At 58.0% G+C, this 20,450-nt stretch carries 16 protein-coding genes and 3 pseudogenes; 9 read left to right on the plus strand and 10 right to left on the minus strand.

Translation table 11 applies throughout. The features are described 5' to 3' along the window. Positions 1-1,949: 1,949 nt before the first annotated feature. The 6 genes from QA643_RS26345 to bioB form a co-directional block, all read right to left on the minus strand. The gene (locus QA643_RS26345; protein ID WP_283028693.1) at positions 1,950-2,555 is read right to left on the minus strand and encodes a Crp/Fnr family transcriptional regulator; all 606 of its coding nucleotides are present in this window, start codon (positions 2,553-2,555) and stop codon (positions 1,950-1,952) included. A 1,073-nt stretch (positions 2,556-3,628) separates the two neighbouring features. Next, positions 3,629-4,891, minus strand: coding sequence for an adenosylmethionine--8-amino-7-oxononanoate transaminase (locus QA643_RS26350; protein WP_283028694.1), 1,263 nt, complete (start codon positions 4,889-4,891; stop codon positions 3,629-3,631). Beyond that, entirely contained in the window at positions 4,888-5,520 is a 633-nt protein-coding gene (gene bioD / locus QA643_RS26355; protein WP_283028695.1) for a dethiobiotin synthase, read from the minus strand. The genes QA643_RS26350 and bioD overlap by 4 nt, the downstream gene beginning before the upstream one ends. Continuing rightward, on the minus strand, positions 5,517-6,671 hold the full coding sequence (locus QA643_RS26360; RefSeq protein WP_283028696.1) for an 8-amino-7-oxononanoate synthase: 1,155 nt from the start codon (positions 6,669-6,671) through the stop codon (positions 5,517-5,519). Before QA643_RS26360 ends, bioD begins: the two co-directional genes overlap by 4 nt. A gap of 83 nt (positions 6,672-6,754) precedes the next feature. Continuing rightward, a complete protein-coding gene (gene panD / locus QA643_RS26365) occupies positions 6,755-7,108 on the minus strand; it encodes an aspartate 1-decarboxylase (protein WP_283028697.1) in 354 nt (117 codons plus the stop codon). 48 nt (positions 7,109-7,156) lie between these two features. Continuing rightward, positions 7,157-8,152: a biotin synthase BioB gene (gene bioB, locus QA643_RS26370; RefSeq protein ID WP_283028698.1), complete on the minus strand. Its 996-nt coding sequence runs from the start codon at positions 8,150-8,152 to the stop codon at positions 7,157-7,159. Positions 8,153-8,277: 125 nt separating this feature from the next. Between bioB and QA643_RS26375 the strand changes: the two genes are divergently transcribed. The 5 genes and pseudogenes from QA643_RS26375 to QA643_RS26395 form a co-directional block, all read left to right on the plus strand. Continuing rightward, positions 8,278-8,913, plus strand: coding sequence for a GntR family transcriptional regulator (locus QA643_RS26375; protein ID WP_283028699.1), 636 nt, complete (start codon positions 8,278-8,280; stop codon positions 8,911-8,913). 165 nt (positions 8,914-9,078) lie between these two features. Continuing rightward, on the plus strand, positions 9,079-9,384 hold the full coding sequence (locus QA643_RS26380; protein WP_283028700.1) for a Dabb family protein: 306 nt from the start codon (positions 9,079-9,081) through the stop codon (positions 9,382-9,384). 171 nt (positions 9,385-9,555) lie between these two features. Further along, positions 9,556-10,950 (plus strand): aminodeoxychorismate synthase component I, encoded by a 1,395-nt coding sequence (gene pabB / locus QA643_RS26385; protein WP_283028701.1) that lies wholly within the window; start codon positions 9,556-9,558, stop codon positions 10,948-10,950. Beyond that, positions 10,947-11,525: an aminodeoxychorismate/anthranilate synthase component II gene (locus tag QA643_RS26390; protein ID WP_283028702.1), complete on the plus strand. Its 579-nt coding sequence runs from the start codon at positions 10,947-10,949 to the stop codon at positions 11,523-11,525. The genes pabB and QA643_RS26390 overlap by 4 nt, the downstream gene beginning before the upstream one ends. 153 nt (positions 11,526-11,678) lie before the next feature. Continuing rightward, positions 11,679-12,375 (plus strand): annotated as a pseudogene (locus QA643_RS26395) (IS21 family transposase); the annotation flags it as partial. A gap of 87 nt (positions 12,376-12,462) precedes the next feature. Here the strand turns inward: QA643_RS26395 and QA643_RS26400 are convergent. Further along, positions 12,463-13,152: a 50S ribosomal protein L11 methyltransferase gene (locus QA643_RS26400; protein WP_349253229.1), complete on the minus strand. Its 690-nt coding sequence runs from the start codon at positions 13,150-13,152 to the stop codon at positions 12,463-12,465. Between the two features lie 1,450 nt (positions 13,153-14,602). Between QA643_RS26400 and QA643_RS26405 the strand changes: the two genes are divergently transcribed. Both QA643_RS26405 and QA643_RS26410 read left to right on the plus strand, forming a co-directional pair. Then, on the plus strand, positions 14,603-14,905 hold the full coding sequence (locus QA643_RS26405; RefSeq protein ID WP_283028703.1) for a hypothetical protein: 303 nt from the start codon (positions 14,603-14,605) through the stop codon (positions 14,903-14,905). Positions 14,906-14,928: 23 nt separating this feature from the next. Next, positions 14,929-15,124, plus strand: a pseudogene (locus QA643_RS26410) (hypothetical protein). Positions 15,125-15,623: 499 nt separating this feature from the next. Here the strand turns inward: QA643_RS26410 and QA643_RS26415 are convergent. The 3 genes and pseudogenes from QA643_RS26415 to QA643_RS26425 form a co-directional block, all read right to left on the minus strand. After that, positions 15,624-16,415 carry a bifunctional allantoicase/(S)-ureidoglycine aminohydrolase gene (locus QA643_RS26415; protein ID WP_283028704.1) on the minus strand — a complete coding sequence of 264 codons (792 nt, stop codon included), beginning with the start codon at positions 16,413-16,415 and terminating at the stop codon, positions 15,624-15,626. Positions 16,416-16,446: 31 nt separating this feature from the next. After that, positions 16,447-16,953: an ureidoglycolate lyase gene (locus QA643_RS26420; protein WP_283028705.1), complete on the minus strand. Its 507-nt coding sequence runs from the start codon at positions 16,951-16,953 to the stop codon at positions 16,447-16,449. A 57-nt stretch (positions 16,954-17,010) separates the two neighbouring features. Further along, positions 17,011-17,961: pseudogene (locus tag QA643_RS26425) on the minus strand (cation:dicarboxylase symporter family transporter); the annotation flags it as partial. A 209-nt stretch (positions 17,962-18,170) separates the two neighbouring features. On the opposite strand from QA643_RS26425, the gene QA643_RS26430 reads away from it, so the two are divergent. Beyond that, on the plus strand, positions 18,171-18,305 hold the full coding sequence (locus QA643_RS26430) for a hypothetical protein (protein WP_283028706.1): 135 nt from the start codon (positions 18,171-18,173) through the stop codon (positions 18,303-18,305). 657 nt (positions 18,306-18,962) lie between these two features. Next, positions 18,963-19,880, plus strand: coding sequence for an AAA family ATPase (locus tag QA643_RS26435; protein ID WP_283028707.1), 918 nt, complete (start codon positions 18,963-18,965; stop codon positions 19,878-19,880). Positions 19,881-20,450: the final 570 nt, after the last annotated feature.

Consider the following 20,450-nt stretch of genomic DNA (forward strand, 5'->3'; position numbering starts at 1 on the left):
TTCGGCTCGCCAGGGGGAAGAGCTCCGTCGGATCGCCTGGAAGGCGGGCTGGACCAGGACCAGCCCGATGACGGCGCAATTGCAGGCGGCGCCTTCCAATTCTTCCAAGGAGCCGTCGGTGATGCGTGCGGCCCGCCAGGCCTCTCGGCCGAAGGCGTGGGCTTCGCAGTCGACTCTCATAGAACGTGCTCGCAGTCGACCGAGCGCCTGCGAGGCAGGAGCTCAAGCGGAAAAGGTCCGCGACGCGGCGTGGTGGCATAGAGACCCTCCAGCTTCGGCTCGACAACGCGGCCGACGTCCCGCTGCGCGTCGGGCCGTGGCGCGCCGCCGCCATGATCTCGGCGATGGGGCCGAGTCTAAAGAATGGAATCCTCACGTCCGATTGCAAATGCGGACCCGCTGCAAATGCTCATCAGGTTATTTGCTCAGCTATGAGAGTCTTCATTGCGAAAAACGTGGCTGTGGCATTTGACACGGCGCCGCTCCTTGCACTGGATCTGCGTCATCCGCATGACTCCACCGAGCTTAAGCCGAGGGAGGTCGCTCAGCAGTAGACGGCTCGCAAGCATATGCTGCTGTATTGATCCATGACATCGCGACCGCCCCGACCTCGAACCAGCACGAAGCCGCAGTCAGCAAGGCCGTGATCCCAAGAGGAACGAAATCTTTCGTATCAAGCCTAGAATCGGCACGCGTAGTAAGGTACGGGAACGCGATTCCCCTGAACTGGCAGCGTCGATAACAATCGAAGTCGCAATATTCTCTCCGCGTCGCCAGATCCCGCACGTACCCTGGACCTAAGGGCCGAGAACATCCGGTGCAGGTTCTGTCGCCGCGCGGCGCCCTATGATTCACGAGTATAAATTTCATAGGTGGGCCTGTTAGCGTGATCGATTCCGGTTTTGGATTTTGCCGGCGATCCGAGCCTTCGAGGCCGCACTGACGACCAGAGCAACAGTAATCCAAGTGCGCTCGAGCCGACCATCATATTTCTTCCCGTTTGCCTGTTCCGAGCTGATCGCAGCAAGGCAGCCGGAAAGTTTGTGCACGATAGTTCATGCACTCTCCTTCCATTCTGTTCGGTACTCGAGGGCATGTATCAGCCGCTCGCAACCAGCGAAGCCATCTATGATCGGCCTCCCGCCGCGCCTTGAAGCGGTCGACACATTTCTTGGAGCAAAGGGCCGTTCGCCATCAGTAGTAGCGTATTAGCCCGAACTTTCCGCCGCACATTGCGCAGCGCCTTACCGAATCGTGTTGAGAACTATGAGAGCTGTTGCGCATCCTCACCCCTGTCGACGCTACGTGGATAGCCCCCTTGCATTTTTCCTAGTCGGCAGCGAGCCGCCCCACGTGAAGTGCGGCATCGACGACACCAAGTCTCGCGACATGTAAGAACATCGGACGCAAGAACTTGACTCTGAGGCGCTCTTCCTTCGAAGCGGCGCGCTCGATAGGCGTGCCTTCGCTGGCCTGATATCGATTTGCTACTCTAACCGATATTTGGATCTTAATTAGTTCAATGAACCGGACTTTGACGCTTAAATCCCGCGTACAAGCGACTTTCCTCGACGGATTTCAGTCTGACGGGACCGATGGGCCGCGATAGCAGCACTCGTCTGGAGTCATCAGCGCCAACCTCCCTGCCTTTGCGCGGTCGAAAGAGCCTCCCTCCCCAGCTGCGTGGTAAGCATGACCACCGTTGCCCGAGCGAGGATCCCAAGCTCGTAGCTATCTAGAACGCGCTCTTCGTATGTTGATTGCCTATTAGACACAGTCAAAATGATGCCGCCCCAGCTGTCCGGAACGTTCACCGACGCATACGGCTGCACAGGTCAATGCGACGCCTGCAGACAACGCAGCCGTCGGCGACTCGACACTTAAAATGAACTGAATAGTGCACCAGAAGGCCGAGCCGACTTGCTAGCCCGCCCAAGTTTTGCTGGAAATCACGACTCAGACGAAGCATAAGCGCCTGAAATAAGTTTGTAACAGCCACATGCCTTTTGCTCGAGGCCCTTGCGTCCATCGATCTGCAACACGCCGCGCATCTTGCGAATCAACCCATGTTTTTCAAATTGGGTCAAAGTCTCCGTTACTCCAGCGCGGCGCAATCCCAAGGCAGACGAGAGATAGTCGTGGGTGACTGGTAGCACATCAGCGCCAAGAGCATCACTGGCCAAACAAAGCCAGCTCGCGATCCGCTTTTCGCGATCGTGCCGAACACCGCATAATCCGGTCTGAGCGCAATGCAAGGTCAGCGCTTGAACGTACTGAAAAAGCTCTTTTCGAATTCCGGGACACTCGGTCATCAGCCGATACAAATCTTCGACACGGATCCTGTGTGCGCTTCCAGGAAAGAGCACAACAGATTGATGCGTCGAAAGATGCTCGCCGACAAAGAGCGAAGCGCCGACCGCCCCGCGATGTCCTATCACCGCCGTTTCAAGGATGCTGTCCGCCGCGACAATCCTTAGCGAGACGAGGCCCGATTCGATAAAATAGACGTGATCAGGATGCCTTTTCGGCTCGTGCAGCACCATGCGTTGTTTCAAGACGATCGGCTCAAGGAACTCCCCTATTGCCGCGAGGTCTTGACGAGAAATTCTAGTCAGACTCACGTTTCTGACAAATGACCATGTATTGGGAAGCACCGTACCACGCTGGTTAAAGCATCTGCTGTGCGTCGAACACCCGCTTGAGAGCTGTATCTCCGGAGCTATCAATCGCGCGCGTGGTCGGTCATGTTGAGGTTCGTCTCCTGGCATGCAGATTTCTTCCGAGTCGAACCCGCTGACTGTGGCGAAATGCTGATTGCCGACTGTAACGACGTTTTAATCTTGATTGATGCAACGAGGGCCGTGTGGACGCTCAAATCCAGCTTTCGAGCGCCTTTTTTTTTACGGATTCCGACTGGCCGAGCGGCAGTTGCGTGTACCGACTCTAGCTTGGAGCCTCAGCGCACCAACTTGCCTCATCTCCCTCAAAAGCGCGACAATCCGATTTGCGCCTGCAGCTGCTTGTGATGCACTTAGCCCGGGGGTGAGATGGCTTTTCGCCTGCCTTGGCGAAACCTGACGTTCTTGGGTCCTTCGAAAACGGTCCGAGCTTTGCCGAAAGATCGGGTTCCTTCATCGTCCCGCTTAGAAGCGACTCACCAGGCGCGGAGAGCCTGGTGCTCCAAACTCCATGAGCTTAGGAAGGCTACTTCGGTACGCGTGGATATGAAGCATGGCGTGGGAAGGCGTCAGCATTGTCATCATCCGGAAATCACGAGACCTCGGGACTCGGAGCGAGAGACGGGAGGGACGCGTCGTGCGGATAAAGGAGGGAAACAAGCCGCACCTATCAAAATCTCGTCTGAAAGGCGTCCTGCGAATGCGGCCTATCTTGGATCCCGATTCGTCAAGGTAAACCGCGTCCCTGGGAGGTCGCGTCCTAGGCGGAGAAAAACACTGTCATTGCGAGAGGAAGCACAAACCTACCATTCCAAGAATCAAGAGACAGACGACCGTTCAATAGTCGCTCGATCATTAAACAGGACTTGCCAGCCGCTAATTCGTCATGCGGAGCGACTTTGGATCGCATTGGCGCACTCCGCATGGGAGTTACGCAGCGAAGTGCGCCTTCAAGTTAGCGCATCGGCAGCATCCCTGATGCCGCTATAGATCTCATCAATGTCTGCCGGTGTCACGCAATAAGGTGGCATCACGTAGATCGTATTGCCGAGCGGCCGCAGCAGCAGATTTCGATCCTTGAAGAACGCCTGAAGCTTCGGGCCGATGCCCGCGAGATAGCCCGCCTCCTTTGCTTTCAGATCGAGTGCTGTAATCGTGCCTGTCCGGCGGACTTTTTCGAAGCGCGGATCGGCGCGGAATGGCTCAATTGCCTGCTCTTGCATCATGGCGAGCGACGCGACGCGCTGATGAGTTTCCGGATCTTGCCAGAGATCCAGGTTGGCTCTTGCGGCGGCGCAGGCTACAGGGTTCGCGGTATATGAACTCGAATGAAAGAACGTACGCGTACGATCTTTGGAATAATGCGCGTCGAAAATATCCGCGCGGCAGAGTGTCACCGCGAGGGGAAGCGCCCCTCCCGTGAGACCCTTCGAATAGCAGGCAATATCGGGCGTGACGTTGGCTTGCTCGCAAGCGAACAATGTTCCGGTGCGCCCCCAGCCAGTCATGACCTCGTCGGCAATGAACAAGACGTCCGAGGCCTCGCAAATTCGTTTCATCTCTCTTAGCACCCAGGCTGGGTACATCAGCATACCGCCTGCACCCAATATCAGAGGCTCCACAATAAACGCGGCTGGCATTTCGCGTCGACATGCAGACTCGAGCGCATCGAGCGTCGCCTGTTCATGACCGCTCGTAGGGAACGGGATCGCCGTAACGTCGAACAGCAGCGGCCCGTACGCTGCGTTGAATACGCCTCGGGCGCCGACCGACATCGCCCCGACCGTATCGCCGTGGTAGGAATGTTGCATCACGACAATGCGTATGCGTTGTTTGCCGATATTGTGCCAAAAGCCAAGGGCCATTTTTATGGCCACTTCCACACTGGCTGATCCACTGTCGGAGAAGAACACGTAATCAAGACCAGGGGGTGCGAGTTTCAAAAGTAGCGCAGCAAGCTCCTCAGCCGGATCATGGGTATATCCGGCAAAGATGATCTGGTTGAGCTTTTGTGCCTGTTTCTGGATCGCGCTCACGATGTGAGGGTGGCAATGACCATGCGTCACGACCCACCAAGATGAGATTGCATCTATGATACGGTGACCATTCGCGGTGTGGAGATAAGCACCATCACTACGCACCACCTTTGTCATATCGTCTTGAAGCGCGTGCTGCGTGAACGGATGCCAGATCGACGACCTCTTTGGCATCATTGTTTGAAATCATCAGCACGAAATGATGCCTTGAACGCGGCCTGCAGCGTGCCTGCTGTGAGAGGAGAAAGCCAGGGCAATCGCCCCAACCAACGCACCCGCCCGATCTCGCAAATTGCGCTCTCATTCTCAGAATTTCTTTCGCCAATGAAGGCAATCCCAAGAATGTCGATCTGGCGCTTTCGCAGTGCCTCTATGGATAACAGCGAGTGATTAATCGTACCTAGTGACGTCCGCGCGCAAAGCACGACTGGAAGCTGCCATCGCTCGAAGAGGTCAATGTAAAGCGTGCCGCCTCTTAGCGGGACCATTAGCCCGCCGGCACCCTCGATAACCAGCGGTCGCTCCCCGGTGTCCGGAATATCGAGCGCATCCACGTCAATGCGAACGCCGTCAAGTTCGGCGGAATGATGTGGCGAAGCGGCCTTTCGAAGGCGGTAACGCTCGGGCGCGATGCGATCGGGTGAGAGACCGCCCAGCCGTGTGACGAGCTCGGTATCGGACTCTTCGTCGAGTCCGGCCTGAATCGGTTTCCAATAGTTCGTACCGAGGAAATCGGCGAGCCCCGCGGAAAACACCGTTTTTCCGATCCCGGTATCTGTGCCAGTCACCACGATCCGCTGAGTCATCGAGACCAGCCCCTCGTCTCCTCAGTGAGCGCATCGAGCATTGCACGCACCTGATCCTCCTCTACATTGAGTGTCAGCGAAATTCGCAAACGGGCCGTACCCGCCGGCACGGTTGGCGGCCGGATGCCGCGAATATCGAAGCCGCGACTCTGTAGTGCAGATGCTAGCCGCATCACACGAGAATTGTCGCCAACAATATAGGGCACGATCTGTGAATCCGAAGGACTCCGTCCGAAGCGTACACTGATCTGCCGATGCGTGAACGCGACCAGTCTGGCTAGACGTTGCTGCCGCTCGGGTTCTTGTTGCAGGATTAAGAGTGCCTCGCGCACGGCGACAGCCGTCAAGGGTGACGGTGCCGTGGCAAAGATAAACGGACGGCAGCGGTTGACCAGGAAATCGCGCAGGACGCCTGTGGCAGTGACAAGCGCGCCGGCGGCTCCAAGCGCCTTGCCGCAGGTATGAAGGACGATAAGATTTTCGCGCGCCTCATAAGCGGCTGTGAGCCCCCGTCCCTGATTGCCGTAGACGCCCGTGGCATGAGCCTCATCCACGATCAGGAAGGCGTCGTATCGATCCGCGATCGCGACCAGGTCTTTAAGCGGCGCGAAATCGCCGTCCATGCTGTAGAGACTTTCGACCACTATCCACACCCGGCCTGTTCCGCCCTTGGTCCGCCAGTCGCGAATTGTGTTCTCGACCGACTGGGGTTCGTTATGAGCGCTCATCCGAAAGTCGGCCCGGCCAGCACGCGCGCCTTCGTGGATACTCGCGTGCACGAGCGAATCGAGGACCAGCAAATCGCCTCGCTGCGGCAGCGTTGTCAGGAGAGCAAAATTTGCGACATAGCCGCCGCCAAAGAAAAGCGCCCTCTCCGCCCCAAAGAACTTGGCAGCTTCCGCTTCGAGACTTTCGTGCTCCTCGCAATTGCCGCGCAAAAGCCGCGAGCCGCCCGCTCCGATCGGTGTGCCGGCCTCGAGCGCGGCCAAAACGGCCTTTTTCATGCGAGGCGCGCTCGCGAGCGCCAGGTAATCGTTTGATGCGAAATCGATGCCTGCGCGCGGCTTGAGGCTGCGCAGCCGGTTATCTTCTTTCAGGGTGTGCAAGGCGGTGACATAATCGGCCACTTTGGCCGCATGGATTGATTTCATTCTTCACTCGCAGAGTAGCCGTCAATCGCGCAAAAGTTCTGATGGCCGCAAGAAAACGACGGTTCAGCACCGGCCCCTCAGCTTCAATGCGGCACGATGCGATTTTCTAGATCAACCCGCACAACGTGTGGTCTAAAGGATTTGGCTTCCGCCTCATCAAAGGAGGCATATGCAACGATAGTAATTTTGTCTCCGGGCATCGCGAGTCGCGCGGCCGCACCGTTCAGGTCTATGTTGCCCGACCGCCGGGGCGCTTCGGTGATATAGGTGCCGAAGCGCGCCCCGGTTTCGATGTTGTAGATTTCGACGCGTTCGTTGATCATGAAGCCTGCCGCGTCCAGCAGCGCACGATCGATTGATATCGAGCTTTCAGAGTGCAGATCGGCTTCAGTCACCGAGGCAGGATGGATCTTGCCTTTCATCAACGTAATATGCATTAGTCACCTACACTGGAGTTTAGCGTACAGCGTGTTCGCTGCCCTGTTTCACTTAAGGCAAAGCGCGGATGTGATGCCGAGCCGGGCCAGCAAATTCGCGTCGCGGTTGGCTTCCGGGTTCTTGGTGGTCAACAGCACATCGCCGATGAAGATCGAATTCGCGCCGGCCAAGAAGCACAGCGCCTGCAGTTCATCGCTCATGTACTGTCGCCCGGCGGACAACCGCACTACGCTCTTCGGCATCATGATGCGGGCGGTCGCTACCAGCCGCACCAGCGCGATCGGATCGGGGCGGTCGGCGGTGGCATTGACCGGCACGCCCTTGACCTCGTTCCAAAGGTTGATCGGCACGCTTTCTGGAGGTTTTCGGAGGTTGGCGAGCAGCACCAGCATGCCAAGCCTGTCCTCGAGACGCTCGCCCATGCCAATAATGCCGCCGCTACACACGTTGATGCCGGCCTGGCGCACATATTCAAGTGTGTCGATGCGGTCCTGTAGGGTGCGGGTGGTGATGATCTTGCCGTAGAACTCGGGCGAAGTGTCGACATTGTGATTGTAGAAGTCGAGTCCGGCCTCAAAGAGCCGTGCGGCCTGCTTCGGCGTCAGCATGCCGAGCGTGACGCAGGTTTCCATGCCAAGACCTTTCACCGCGCTGATCATGTCGCAGATCTGATCGAGATCGCGGTCCTTTGGACTGCGCCAGGCCGCGACCATGCAGAAGCGCCTCGCGCCGGCTTCCTTCGCGCGCTTTGCGGTGGCAACCACGTCGGCGCAATCCATTAGACGGGTGGCCTTCAGGCCCGTGTCGTAATGGGCGCTCTGCGAGCAGTAGGCGCAGTCTTCCGGACAGCCGCCCGTCTTGATGCTGAGTAGGCTAGCGGTTTCGATATGGTTTGGATCGAAGTTGCTGCGATGAACGCTCTGCGCCTGGCACATCAAGTCGGCAAACGGCAAGCTATAGAGCGCTTCGGCCTCGGCGCGCTCCCACTCACCGCGGGCTGGCGTGCTATCGCTATCGTTCCGTATCGCTCCCACAGCAATCATTTGGACTTGCCCTCCGTCCCGGGAATCAATCATAGATAATGAGAGCAATTATCTACGATAATTTGCTCGAATGGATGCTAACTGATGCGCCAAGTGAACGCACTTGCTTTTATGATAGATAATCTATGACGGCCGACGAAAATACGACGACGGCGCAGCGGATCGCAGAGTCAATCAGCGAGCGCATTATCAGCGGCGCACTGCAGCCAGACGCCCCACTCCGGCAGGATCACATCGCGCGGGAATTCAATTCAAGCCACGTCCCTGTGCGCGAGGCTTTTCGACAACTGGAGGCTCAACATCTTGTCATCGCTGTGCCACGTCGCGGTGTGCGTGTTGCTCCGCTTGATACCAATTCCGTGAAGGAGATCGCCGAAATGCGTGCGGCGCTCGAGGTGGTCGCCTTGCGTAATGCGGCTCCAAAGCTCACCTCTAGCCATTTGGCCCGGATCGAGCTCGCGCTGATTGAAGGAGACAACGCTCAGACAATTCAAGATTTTGAGACGGCCAACCGCGCCTTTCACCAAGCGCTGATGGCGCCGTGCGCGATGCCGCGCCTGCTCGCCAGTCTCGACGGACTACAGCTTGCGAACTCTCGATTGGTGTTCGCGATGGCACGAAGTAGCGGCTGGCGACCGCGGTCCAATCAGGATCACCGCCTAATTCTGCAAGCATTGCGAGCGCGCAACGTGGATCAAGCCTGTAACCTGCTCGCGCGCCACATCCAAACGATTGAGCGCCTTACCATTCCTGCGTCCTGACCGGCAGTGAGATCTGGCGAGTTCCGTTGCAGACCGCGCTCATTGCAAGACCGTCCAAGCAGCGACATCTTGCCAGCAACGCGGGATATGCGTGCTAGCGTTGCAGCGGGCCCGGTTCCACGATAGTTATGCGGCCTACTTGCGATATCACTTCTCAGGCTACCCATGATCCGTCACATCGTCTTGTTCACCGCCAAGGATGCAGCCCAGGTCGACAAAATGATCGAAGGCCTTTCCGTTCTCACCACAATCCCGCACGCCCGCCGGCTCGAGGTTGCTCGCAACCGCAAGACCGACCAACTCGGTAACGAGATCGACGTCGTGGTTTATGGTGAGTTCGACAACGAGGCGGATCTCGCAGCTTATAAAGCGCACGATCTGTACCAGGAATCGATCAGTCGGGTACGACCACTCCGCGAACTGCGGTTCGCGGCCGACTATAACGTGTCAACAGATGTGCGTTTTGTCTGAATAGCAGCGATAATCGAGTTAGTCGGCGCACCGTGTCTACTGGCGGGAGTTATCCCTGATAATCGATCTCAAAAGCTTGCGGATCCGAGAAGAGCGTCACTCTCGTTGTGGTGAGAATCACAATCAGAGCGCAACTCGCAGCACGCCAACCCTCCAGTGACTGACAGGCCGATGCACATCCGAGAACTGCCATGGATTGAGCCTGTCACAGCGATGGGAAGTCTGGTGCACCGACCGCACCTTACTTTTCTCGATAGCGCGGCAAGACATGAGTTGCTTGGGCGCTACTCATATCTGACCTGCGACCCATTCAGCACCTTTATAATCGCAGACGGACAGGCGAGCTGCGATGGAGAGGCTCTCGAGGGCGATCCATGGGGAGTTCTTCGCACCCTGCTCGCCAACTATCCGCAAGAGCATCGCCTGGATCTCCCGCCATTCCAGGGAGGTGCGGCCGGGTTTCTTGCTTACGATCTGAGTAGGACACTGGAGCGATTGCCGGCCCCCGCAATTCCCGGTCAGCGTTTGCCCCAATCCGTCCTGCATTTTTACGATGTGGTAATCAGCTACGACCATCGTCACGACAGATGCTGGATCGTTTCGACGGGATGGCCGGAGCAGGATCCCGCACGTCGAAGCGAGCGTGCACTTCGGCGAGCTGACGAGTTTGCAGCACTGCTTGCTAGCCCAAAGTCGCCGCGGAATGGTCCCGTCGGTCTACTTGGCGGATGGCACTCGAACTTCAGCCGTGACGGCTACATCGCGGCGGTACAGCGCGTCATCGACTTGATTCTGGCTGGAGACGCCTTCCAAGCCAACATTGCGCAACGCTTCAGCGCCCGGGTATCGCCCTCATTTGATCCGCTTGCGTTTTACTGCCAGCTGCGCTCATTGAACCCTGCGCCTTTTGCAGCCCTCTTGCGCTATGGCAAGCTGACGATTGCATCGAGCTCCCCAGAGCGGTTCCTAAAGCTTGATGGACGGCATGTCGAAACGCGCCCCATCAAAGGTACAATTGCGCGCTCCGCCGATTCCAACGAGGACAAGCGTCGCGCTGGAATCCTAGTCGCGTCCGAAAAGGACCGTGCCGAGAACATTATGATCGTCGACCTCCTGCGTAACGATCTGTCGCGCGTCTGCACTCCGCATTCGGTCGAGGTTCCACTGCTGTGCGACCTCGAATCCTATGCCTCAGTACACCACCTCGTCTCGATCGTAAGGGGGGAGCTTGCAGGAGACCAAGACGCCGTCACCCTTTTGCGAGCTTGCTTTCCGGGCGGCTCCATTACGGGGGCGCCAAAGGTGCGGTCGATGGAGATTATTGCCGAAATCGAGCGTGTGACGCGTGATGTTTATTGCGGGGCGATCGGCTTCATCGGCTTCAATGGGCGTATGGATACGAACATTGCGATCCGCACTGTTACGATCGACGAAGGTTTGGCCGTTTTTCATGCAGGCGGCGGGATAACGGCAATGTCGGATCCACAGGCCGAATACGAGGAGACGCTCGCCAAGGCGCAGCGCATCTTTGATGCATTTCGTCCTGCAACATCTGGTGCATTTTGATCCTCGTCATCGACAACTACGATTCTTTCGTCTTCAACATTGCCCGTTATTTCCGGAAACTTGGTGAAGAGACGGAGGTGATCCGGAACGACGCGCTGACCGTCAACGATCTTATTGGTCTCAAGCCGCGCGCAGTGGTCATTTCGCCTGGTCCCTGCACTCCAATGGAGGCTGGAATATCCACGGCCGTCGTCCGCGAACTTTCAGGTCGCGTGCCAATTCTCGGCATCTGTCTCGGACACCAGTGTATTGGGAGCGTGTTCGGCGGGCGCGTAGTGCGTGCACGTCGCCCCATGCACGGACGGGCTTCTCATATAACTCATGACGGCCGGGGACTATTCTCGGGACTCTCATCCCCGCTTTCCGTCGGACGCTACCATTCTCTTGTTGTTCAGCTCGATGAGATATGTGCCTCGCATCTCAGGGCGACAGCGCGTTCCGAGGAAGGCGAGATCATGGCCCTCGCACATCGGTACCAATCAACTTACGGTGTGCAGTTCCACCCCGAATCGATACTTACCCAACAAGGGAATGTACTGCTTTCGAACTTCTTGCGAATAGCAAGAACTCGCTAGCGTGAGGATGGGATAGCATGGCGCACGTCGGACGTCAGAAATCGGCGCCGGGCCAACCGAGTTCCACCGCCATGCGGCGGGTGCGGTGATGCAGGCCGATTATGCCGGTGGTTGATCCGCAAACCGGCGCACGAGCCGAAGCTCGACCAACCCTTTGCTGCCATGGCCGAATACTACGACTTACGATTCTGCGGACCTGCGGCGCAGGCCCCGCGACAAGGACAAGGTTGAAGGCGCGGTGCTGATTGTCGAGCGCTGGATTTTGGCACGGCTCCCCCACCGGCGGTTCTTCAACTTGGCCGATCTCAACGCCGCGATTGACGATTTGCTCGAGGAGCTGAACAAGCGACCGATGCACCAGATCGGGAAATTCCGCCGGCAGATGTTCGAGGAGATCGAGCGGGCTGCGCTGTCGCTGCTGCCCAGCAAGCCGTTCGAATATGCCGAATGGAAAACGCCCGAGGTCTACCCCGATATCACGTCCAAGTCGAGAAGACCTTTTTGCCGCACCACCTGATCCCTCGTCGGGTGGGACATCCGGCTCACCTAACCGGACTGCCGAGATCTTCCAGGATTACACGCGTATCGTCAGCCAGTTGGGCCGTTCTTAGCGCGCCGGCTATCTCACCGCAAACGAGCACATGTCCAAAGCCAATCAGCATTACGCCATATGGTGTCCGCGGACTTGGTCAAGATGGCGGGGCGGATCGGCGTCAATGCCACCACCCTCGTCGAGCGGATGATGCGTGAGCGCCCGCATCCCGAGCAGGGTTATCGTTCCGCCAGGGGCATCATCGCCCTGGCCCGGTGCTACGAGCGCGATCGGCTGGAGACGGCCTGCGAGGGGGCTCGCTAAAAGCAAAGCGAGCAGTGCAGCACCTCGACCTCTTTGTGGGCCCATGCTCGGCTCGAACGCTTACATGAGATCCAAGAGCTTTCATCGAGCTGTGAGTTCCCAAATAATCCGGACGTGCCCCCCTGGAATCGAGGGTCGGAAAATGTGCATATCTCTGACTCGCAGCTTACTCTTATCAATCAAGTTCAGGACGCGGCCAACATCTCCCTGGTCAGAGAAGAGCACATACATTACAGCCTTATCATTTAGGTGGAGGTGTGCACATTTGAGAGCTGAGGCCATAACGTTATGATCTTCATCGAAGCAAGAGCGCTCCAGGTCGTCTTTTGCTTTACGATTCCAATAGGGGGCAGCAAAGAGAATGATATCAAATTTTTCACCCGGCTGCAGCCCAGAATAGGTATCGCTATAGCGCACTTCGGCTCTGTCTGAGTAACCTAATCGCTCGATGTTTATCTTAGTCGTGAGAACGGCTTGCGGATTTATGTCGAGAGCCACCAGAGATGCTGCGCCGGCACGGAGTGCTGCAAGCCCTAGTACACCTGATCCGCATCCCAGATCGAGCACTGTCGCGCCAGATTCGATGTGCCACCTCGACATCAATGCATCGGGACCGTGACTTAGGCGCGGTGACAAAACGCCAGGCAGGATGTGTAGGGGCAGGCCACTTACTTCCACATCGTGCGCGCGTTCGCATAATCGGAGTTCGGCTAGCATAGCATCTACGTCCGTCGTTTGGCGCCGTACAGATACGCCTATCGGGGCAGTCATCTAACCCTCCATCTCTTCGTGCCAAACAACATCGCAAGCCGTCGGGACCGATCCGGCGCAGCAGGCCGGCCTAGGTTAACTGCTTCAGCGTGCGGCAGACGGTGGGCTGGGGAGCCAGATAGCCGGCCCCATATCGCTCTCCATCAACCGACTGCCGACGATAGCGCGGCTGTTCCCGCGCGCTTGTTTTCTCGGAAAATGGACCCACAGGTTTAAAGGAGAGCATCGCTCGTCTTACACGTCTGAATGCACACAGTCCTTACTCGGAGTTGCTGCTCTCAACAGCAACGGTCGTGCCAGCAACGTCCGAGCGCAGTAAACCTCTGATTAGGCTCGAACAATTCGCACGCGGTAGGCGACGGCCAGTGTTTTGAACGGGACAGCATTTGTACTGTTGTCGGAAACTAGACGAGGATCGGCGATCGTTTGCGCCCGAAAGGCGGTCGTTCCGCAGCCTTGTCGCGGCAGCCCGGTGATCGCGAGCAAGTGAGTGAAATGCCGAGCGCGACGGCTCTAACAAACACGAGCTGGATCAAACCCCTCTCGGCACGGATGGTCGACGGCCTGATCAAATTGGGTAACTTAGTGAGCCGACCGGAGCAAAACCGGCGACCAAGTGGAGAACGCCGCATCGGATTGGCAGAGCGCGGCGTCTCGACTCTGCTAGCCCTATCCTCATGTTGCGAAATGCCCCTGACGAGCACCTCTCATCGAACCTGGTACTCGCGCCGGCTGATCCGGCCTATTTTCTTTTCCCATGATCCGGAAAACGTGAAGCAGTTTTCGGAAAGGAGGTCTTGTGCGTGGCAAGCCGCAGTAGCGGGTCCACCACGGACCGGGCCCGAGCATTCTGATCTACTCTCCCTCCTCGTAGAACAGCTCGAGCGGCAGGCTGACCAGCTATTTGCCGAAGTGGAGCCGTTGGTATTACCGCGTGGGCATCCGTGAACACTCAACAGCTCGGTCTGGGCTGGATGACGGGCCCCGGCAGATCATTAGATCGTGATTGCATTTCCAACGGCTTGTTGACTTCGTATCGTCGATGCACTCGACCGCCTCACCGGGCACGATCCGTCGTCAGAACCGAGGGGCGCGGCGCTCTTTGCATGAGAGGATAGTCCCTATGCGAAATCCTCTTACGAGCCCGAACTAAAAACATCCATCGCGTGGGCCAATAATATGCCGATGCTCGACAGAATCAGAATCCTGACAAGAGCCGAATACATGCGCCGCCTCCATGGCTCGCTTCCTCCCTTCTGCGCGACCGCTTACACACCTCGAATTGATTGCTGACCACGAACTGAGTTCGCAGCAAACTGATCAGTCTGAGCATAGCGGCTAGCTGCCAAGGTGTGGAACGATCAAAGATAGAAGATAGAAAACCCAGCTGTTCTGTTCCAACCCGCGTGATAAGCGCCGCTGATAGCGCGCTGGTGACCGAAAGCCCCGTGTGGCTAATGTGCAACGGGTATTTGGTTTCCGCGCGGGAATGTCCGTAACGTACGCTCCGGCCCTTGAGGTGCCGGTAACATCCACGCGCAAGAATTTGCGGGGCGTACGGATGAACTTTTCAAGCTCGAAAGATGAGGGCTTATTGTCTCTTTGGGAGAGTGTGCGGCGGCAAGTGTTGGCCGATCGCGCGAACGGCGGATGCTGCCGCTTTGTTGGTAATAATCTGCGCACCTATGCTGAATTGCTTTGTTTGGAAATGGACCGGCGGGAGCTGAAGTATACCCCGATCAATTGGTCTTGATTGGCCACTCCATGGGCATCCCGATGAACGACCTGCAGAAGCAGTTGGAAAAGCTCCGAACCGATGCAGCCGAATGCAAATTGATCAGTGATCTAGCAACAGACCTGCAAAAGCGAGCGAGAGCTGTTCGGAAGGCTTGCGAACCATTTAAGGGTCCTGGCGTCCGAGGTCGAGCGAGCCATTGCGGCGAAAGTCTCTGACAGCGAAACGAACCGATAACGGTTTCGCGATCGCCACGGATTGGCTCTGGGTAGATGAGTGCGGCACATTGAAATTCACGCGGGCGGTAGCGAGCTGTTCGCCTGAGCCAAGCAGCATCAAATCAGTCCTGGCGGGGACTAATTCTGTTTTGACGCACTGGGCAAAAACATGGGCGCCTTAAGCCACAGCTCGTTTTGGTGTTCTCCCGGATAGACCCGGTCGAGCGTCGTTCAAAACGACCCCATTCCTAACCAAGTCATATACTTGCATTCGCCCGACGGATTTTCGCGTCGGGCTTTTGCTTTCGCGCGTGGCGATACTCCTCCGCCGTTTCTGGGTGTTCCGTTTCAACTTCGGCCGCTCTCGACTAGAAGCAGGAAGAATTTGGCGTTTAGGCTAGCCACCACCCCTCATTCGGCATTGCGCACAGAAGACCTTCCTTGGTCTCCCCGACCCGCGTCTCAAGCTTGACTTTACCCAGCTACGGACCTCAATGCCCGGAGATCCATATGCCTGTTCACGTCCTTGTATAATGGATAACGGAATCGACCCGGCCCCCTGCGTAGCACGCCTGCGGGCAAAAGGCGCGGAGCCACATGTAGTCTCCTGCTTCGACCTCGACCCAGTCGCGGTTGAGTCGGTAAACGGCCTTGCCTTCCAAAACATAGAGCCCGTGCTCCATGACGTGGGTCTCCGCAAAGGGGATCGACGCTCCCGGTTCGAACGTGATGATGTTGACATGCATGTCATGCCTGAGATCGGCGGGATCGACAAAGCGTGTGGTCGCCCACCGCTCTCCGTGCCGGGCGTCGGCGTCGATCATCGCCTCTTCGTTGGCGAAGATGACATCGGGAACCGCAAGTCCCGGCACAGGCTGATAGAGCTTGCGGATCCAATGAAATGCGCCGGACTGGAGCGGCGATTGCAAAGCCTCCATGCGCAGCCGGCAGGGAGGTAGACAAATCCACCCGGCCGCAATACGTGCTCCGCTTCCGCAAGTTTGAGGCCAACTCCCCCCGACCACAAACAGCACACCCTCGGCATCCCGATCCGGCTCCGGCATATCGCTTCCGCCGCCCGGCGCCACTTCGACAAGGTAATGGGAGAATGTCTCGGCAAAGCCGGAGAGCGGTCGCGCAAGCACCCAGTCACGCGTGCGATCGCAGTGCGGGAGATAGCTGGTAACGATGTCGCGCAACACCCCGTTCGGTATTACCGCGTAGGCATCCGTGCACACCGCCCGGCCCGTCGAGAGCTCGGTCTGGGCGGGATGGCCGCCCCGCGGCACATGATAAGATCGTGATTGCATTTCCAACGGCTTCTTGAGCTCGTGTCGTTGACTAACGGGACTTCCCGGCTGAGGCGCAATCGGGTGCGAGATAGAGCCAATCTGGCTCTGCGAGCCGATATTCCTCGAGATTATTTCCCTCCCCCTTCCGGTCGACGCCGAGGAACGGACTGGCGTGCTCGAGCACGAGAAGCGGATGATGCCAGCAGCTTCGCGCGTAGTTCACGCCCTGCCGAGCCGTTGCGGAAAACGCCCGATAACTCGAGGGAATGCGCGGGTCGGAGCACACGACCACCAGCCAAGCCATTCCGTTCAATGGCATGAATAGCTGGCTGCCCCGCGGATGGCGCTCGATCAGCTTGATCGCGATCGGCGCAGGCCGTGCGGAAGCAACGAACCAACTGATATTGATCTGTCCACCCCCGGCGAGGACATCGATGTTGGCCAGCTCGTCAAAGCGCCGGGCATATCCTTCATTGATCAACTTCGGCTTCACGCCTTCGGCCTCAATCACCTCGCCGAACGGAGCAAAGGCCGCTCTTGTGAACAGTTCAATCATGAGGCCTGGCATTGCTCAGTTCCTTCCCGACTGCGGCTCTGCCGCTACAGCCGAACTTCATGTCGTCTGATGGCTTGCGGCCGGCACCTCGGCGCCGACGAGATCGGCCTTGCGATCCGAACTCATGGCATCGAGCTCGCCATTCAGGACACGATGTGCCCGCGGGCGGGCGATTCCGATAGACCAGTCCACGGACAGGATGAGTACCCAACCCAATAGCCGGAATGGCTGGGGCGGCGAGCGTGGCCGCGAGGACAACGATGGCCGAGCCCGGCACGCCGTGAGCACCTTCGAGGTCAACAGCGCGACGCCGAGAATGGCGAGACCAGTCGTCGCCAGCGGCGTATTGGTTGCTTGCGCGATGAACACCGCGGCCAGAGTGAGATAGATCGAGAACGCGTCCAGATTGAACGAGTATCCGGTCGGAATGACGAGTCCGACCGTCGATTTCTTGATACCGAGCCGCTCGCGCTTTCGCATCGTTTGCGGAAGAACGCTGTCTCCCGCCGCCGTGCCAAGGACAATCATCAGCTCCTCGCGCAGGTAGCGCAGCAGCTCAAACAGGCTGAAGCCGGACAGCCGCATCACAGCGCCGAGCACGACGATAACGAATACGGTAAGCGCCAGGTAGAACAAGGCGACGAGACCACCGAGCTGCTTGAGAGAGCCCACGCCATATTTGCCGACAGTAAACGCGATCGCGCCAAAGACGCCGAGCGGCGCCAGTCGGACAACGAAGTTCATCATGTTGAACACAATTTCGTTCACGCGCTCGACGAGCTCGACCACTGGCTTGGCTCGCTCGCCGCACAAGGAAGCCGCGCAGCCGAACATGATAGAGACGATCAGCACCTGCAGGATATCGCCCGAGGTGAAAGCCCCGACAACCGTGATCGGAATGAGCTTGATGAGGAATTCGGAAACGCCGCCGCCAGCGACCTGGGCAGCGGTCTGGATGAAGGCGCTGAGCGCTTTTGGATGAAGCGTCTTCGGATCGATGTTCATTCCGAGTTACCGGCCGCTCGACCGCGCGCGCTCGGGAAGCGCTGACGTCATCAAGGAGAAGCGAACGAACAATAAGATAACATCAAGCATGCGGCTGACGGAATCCGGGCACTGCTGGCGGAGCTGCAAGACGCCATCCCAAGATATGATGCCGCCAGGCGAAGTACGATCTGTTCGGCGAAATCCTCAACGAGATCGGCGAAGATCGGCTCGTGAAGGAGAACGCGCTGCGGCTGGGGCTCTCGTGCCGCTCGGCAGAATCGGCGCATGAAAGCCATCAAAAGACGCTCGAAAACATCATCAGGCGGCTGGACGAGTTGGCGCAAGCGGACGCGACGACCCGCTAACACTGGTCCGCGTCGTCGGCCGCCCGGACTTCAATGCCGGCCGCGGCCTGCTCATGCACGGGCAACCCGTGCTGGCAAGACCTGCGCAATCGGGCAAATGATGGAGGCTGTCGTCCGAGATCATAATGGCTTGGTCGTCCTTATCGATCACCCGCAAGTGGCTAGCGAGGGCCTCCGTCTGCTGCGTCGCATTGAGCCCGAGCGGCCCGTGATCACCGTCATGGAGGATCTGGACGCGCTTGTGGCAAGGTACGGCGTTGAGGGCTTCCTTGGATTACTCGATGGCCAGGCTCAGATTTCGAACGTGCTGCACGTTGCGACCACCAACGGGAGCGCTATCCAACTGCAAATGCGTGCATTTTTGCGTTCAGGCAGCGACTGGCCCCCTCCTTGCAACACACAAAAGTCCAGGAGCCTAACCGCACCGGTATGGGCCTATACAGTGGAGACTGAGAACGTGCACAACACAATGATGGGCATGTAGTCGAAGAACACAGTTGGACCCGCGCAGAACTGAATGGAGGCAAGAACATCTCAACTCACGATCACGAGGATAAGTCTAGCCACGGCACCCAATCGCGGTCGGTCTACACGGAATTTGTTCGCGATGGCACGAGAGTTGCTACACCCTGCACGAACTTTCTTGGAGGCAGTGACATGGACGATGACATGGACGAGCCCATCGTCGAGTACATAAACGAGTGCAAGGACGAGTTCAAGGAGCAGTACATGGATCAACAGTCATATCCGAATGACAGGCTGTGGGCGCAGAGGGGCAATATCTTCTCCCCAGTCTCTGACGTCACCAAGCAATTGCCAGGAGGTGCTTATCGCTGCCACGTAACTAACTACGGCTTTGTTCTCGAAAAGGTGCCGATTGTGACGGATAGGCTGTTGGACTTGCCGGACCCCGTTGTCGAGAGGCTTTCGGCCGAGGTCAAGAAGTTCTGGACCCTGGGCGAGAAGTACGCCGAGCGCGAATTCTTGCACAAGCGCGGCCTGCTCATGCACGGGCAACCCGGTACTGGCAAGACCTGCGCAATCGGGCAAATGATAAAGGCTGTCGTCCGAGATCATAATGGCTTGGTCGTCCTTGTCGATCACCCGCAAGTGGCTAGCGCGGGCCTCCGTCTGCTGCGTCCCATTGAGCCCGAGCGGCTCGTGATCACCGTTATGGAGGATCTGGACGAGCTTGTGAAAAAATACCGCGCTGAGGGCTTCCTTGCGTTACTCGATGGCAACGCTGAGATTGGGAAGGTGCTGCATGTCGCGACCACCAACGAGCTAGACCGTCTGGACGGGCGCTTTGTCCATCGCCCTGCTCGCTTTGACACCATCATAGAGGTTGGTCCGTTGGCCGCCCAGGGCCGCCGCGCCTATTTCAAAGCCAAGGAGCCGTCGCTTGATGATGCCACGCTCGACCGCTGGGTTCATCAAACCGAAGGCTACACCATAGCCCATCTGCGCGAAGTGATCATCGCCATCAATTTCTTTGGCCAGGACGAGCGCGCGGTTTTCGAACGGTTAGACAGCATGCGTGAGGGAGCGGAGACAAACAAGATGCCCTACTCGTAAGCTATGGCGGCCCTGATCTCGTCTTAGGACCCGAATAGCTCAACCGGAAGGTGGTGACTCGGCACGCGTAATCACGCTTCTCACTCGGGGCCGACGGACAATGGCACCTGCCCGCCTGAGGCGCGAAGTACGCTACACTCCATGATCCTGACGAACTTCTCGCGGGGCGCTGTCCACACCCCGCGATAAGTTTTTGTCGGGTCGCCGCTGGCGCTGCGGCATCGCATGCATTTCGTGGTGCCCGCTACGCCTCGCGCCAAAGCGCGGGCGCGTTGATCAAAACAGGAACCTTCAAGCCTCGAAGACCCGGCGGGTGGCGATGCTGTGTAGAGGCCTCACAGCCTGACGGTGCCGCCACCTCGAAATGATCGCAGCCAATGAACCGATTGTGGAAGTAGAAATAGATCCCTCCAGCATCGCTCCCGTACGGGTTAGCCAAGGACTAACCGCTGATCGCCAACCTCGAAGTGCGCGCTCTTGGTGGAGGCGCCGCGCGGCGGGCAGGTCGGCGCGGTCTCTGGTTGGCCAAGAACGCGCGACCGCGATCCTAATCAGCGGCAGTGATGACGG

The sequence above is a fragment of the Bradyrhizobium sp. CB3481 genome (genome assembly GCF_029714305.1).
GTDB lineage: Bacteria > Pseudomonadota > Alphaproteobacteria > Rhizobiales > Xanthobacteraceae > Bradyrhizobium.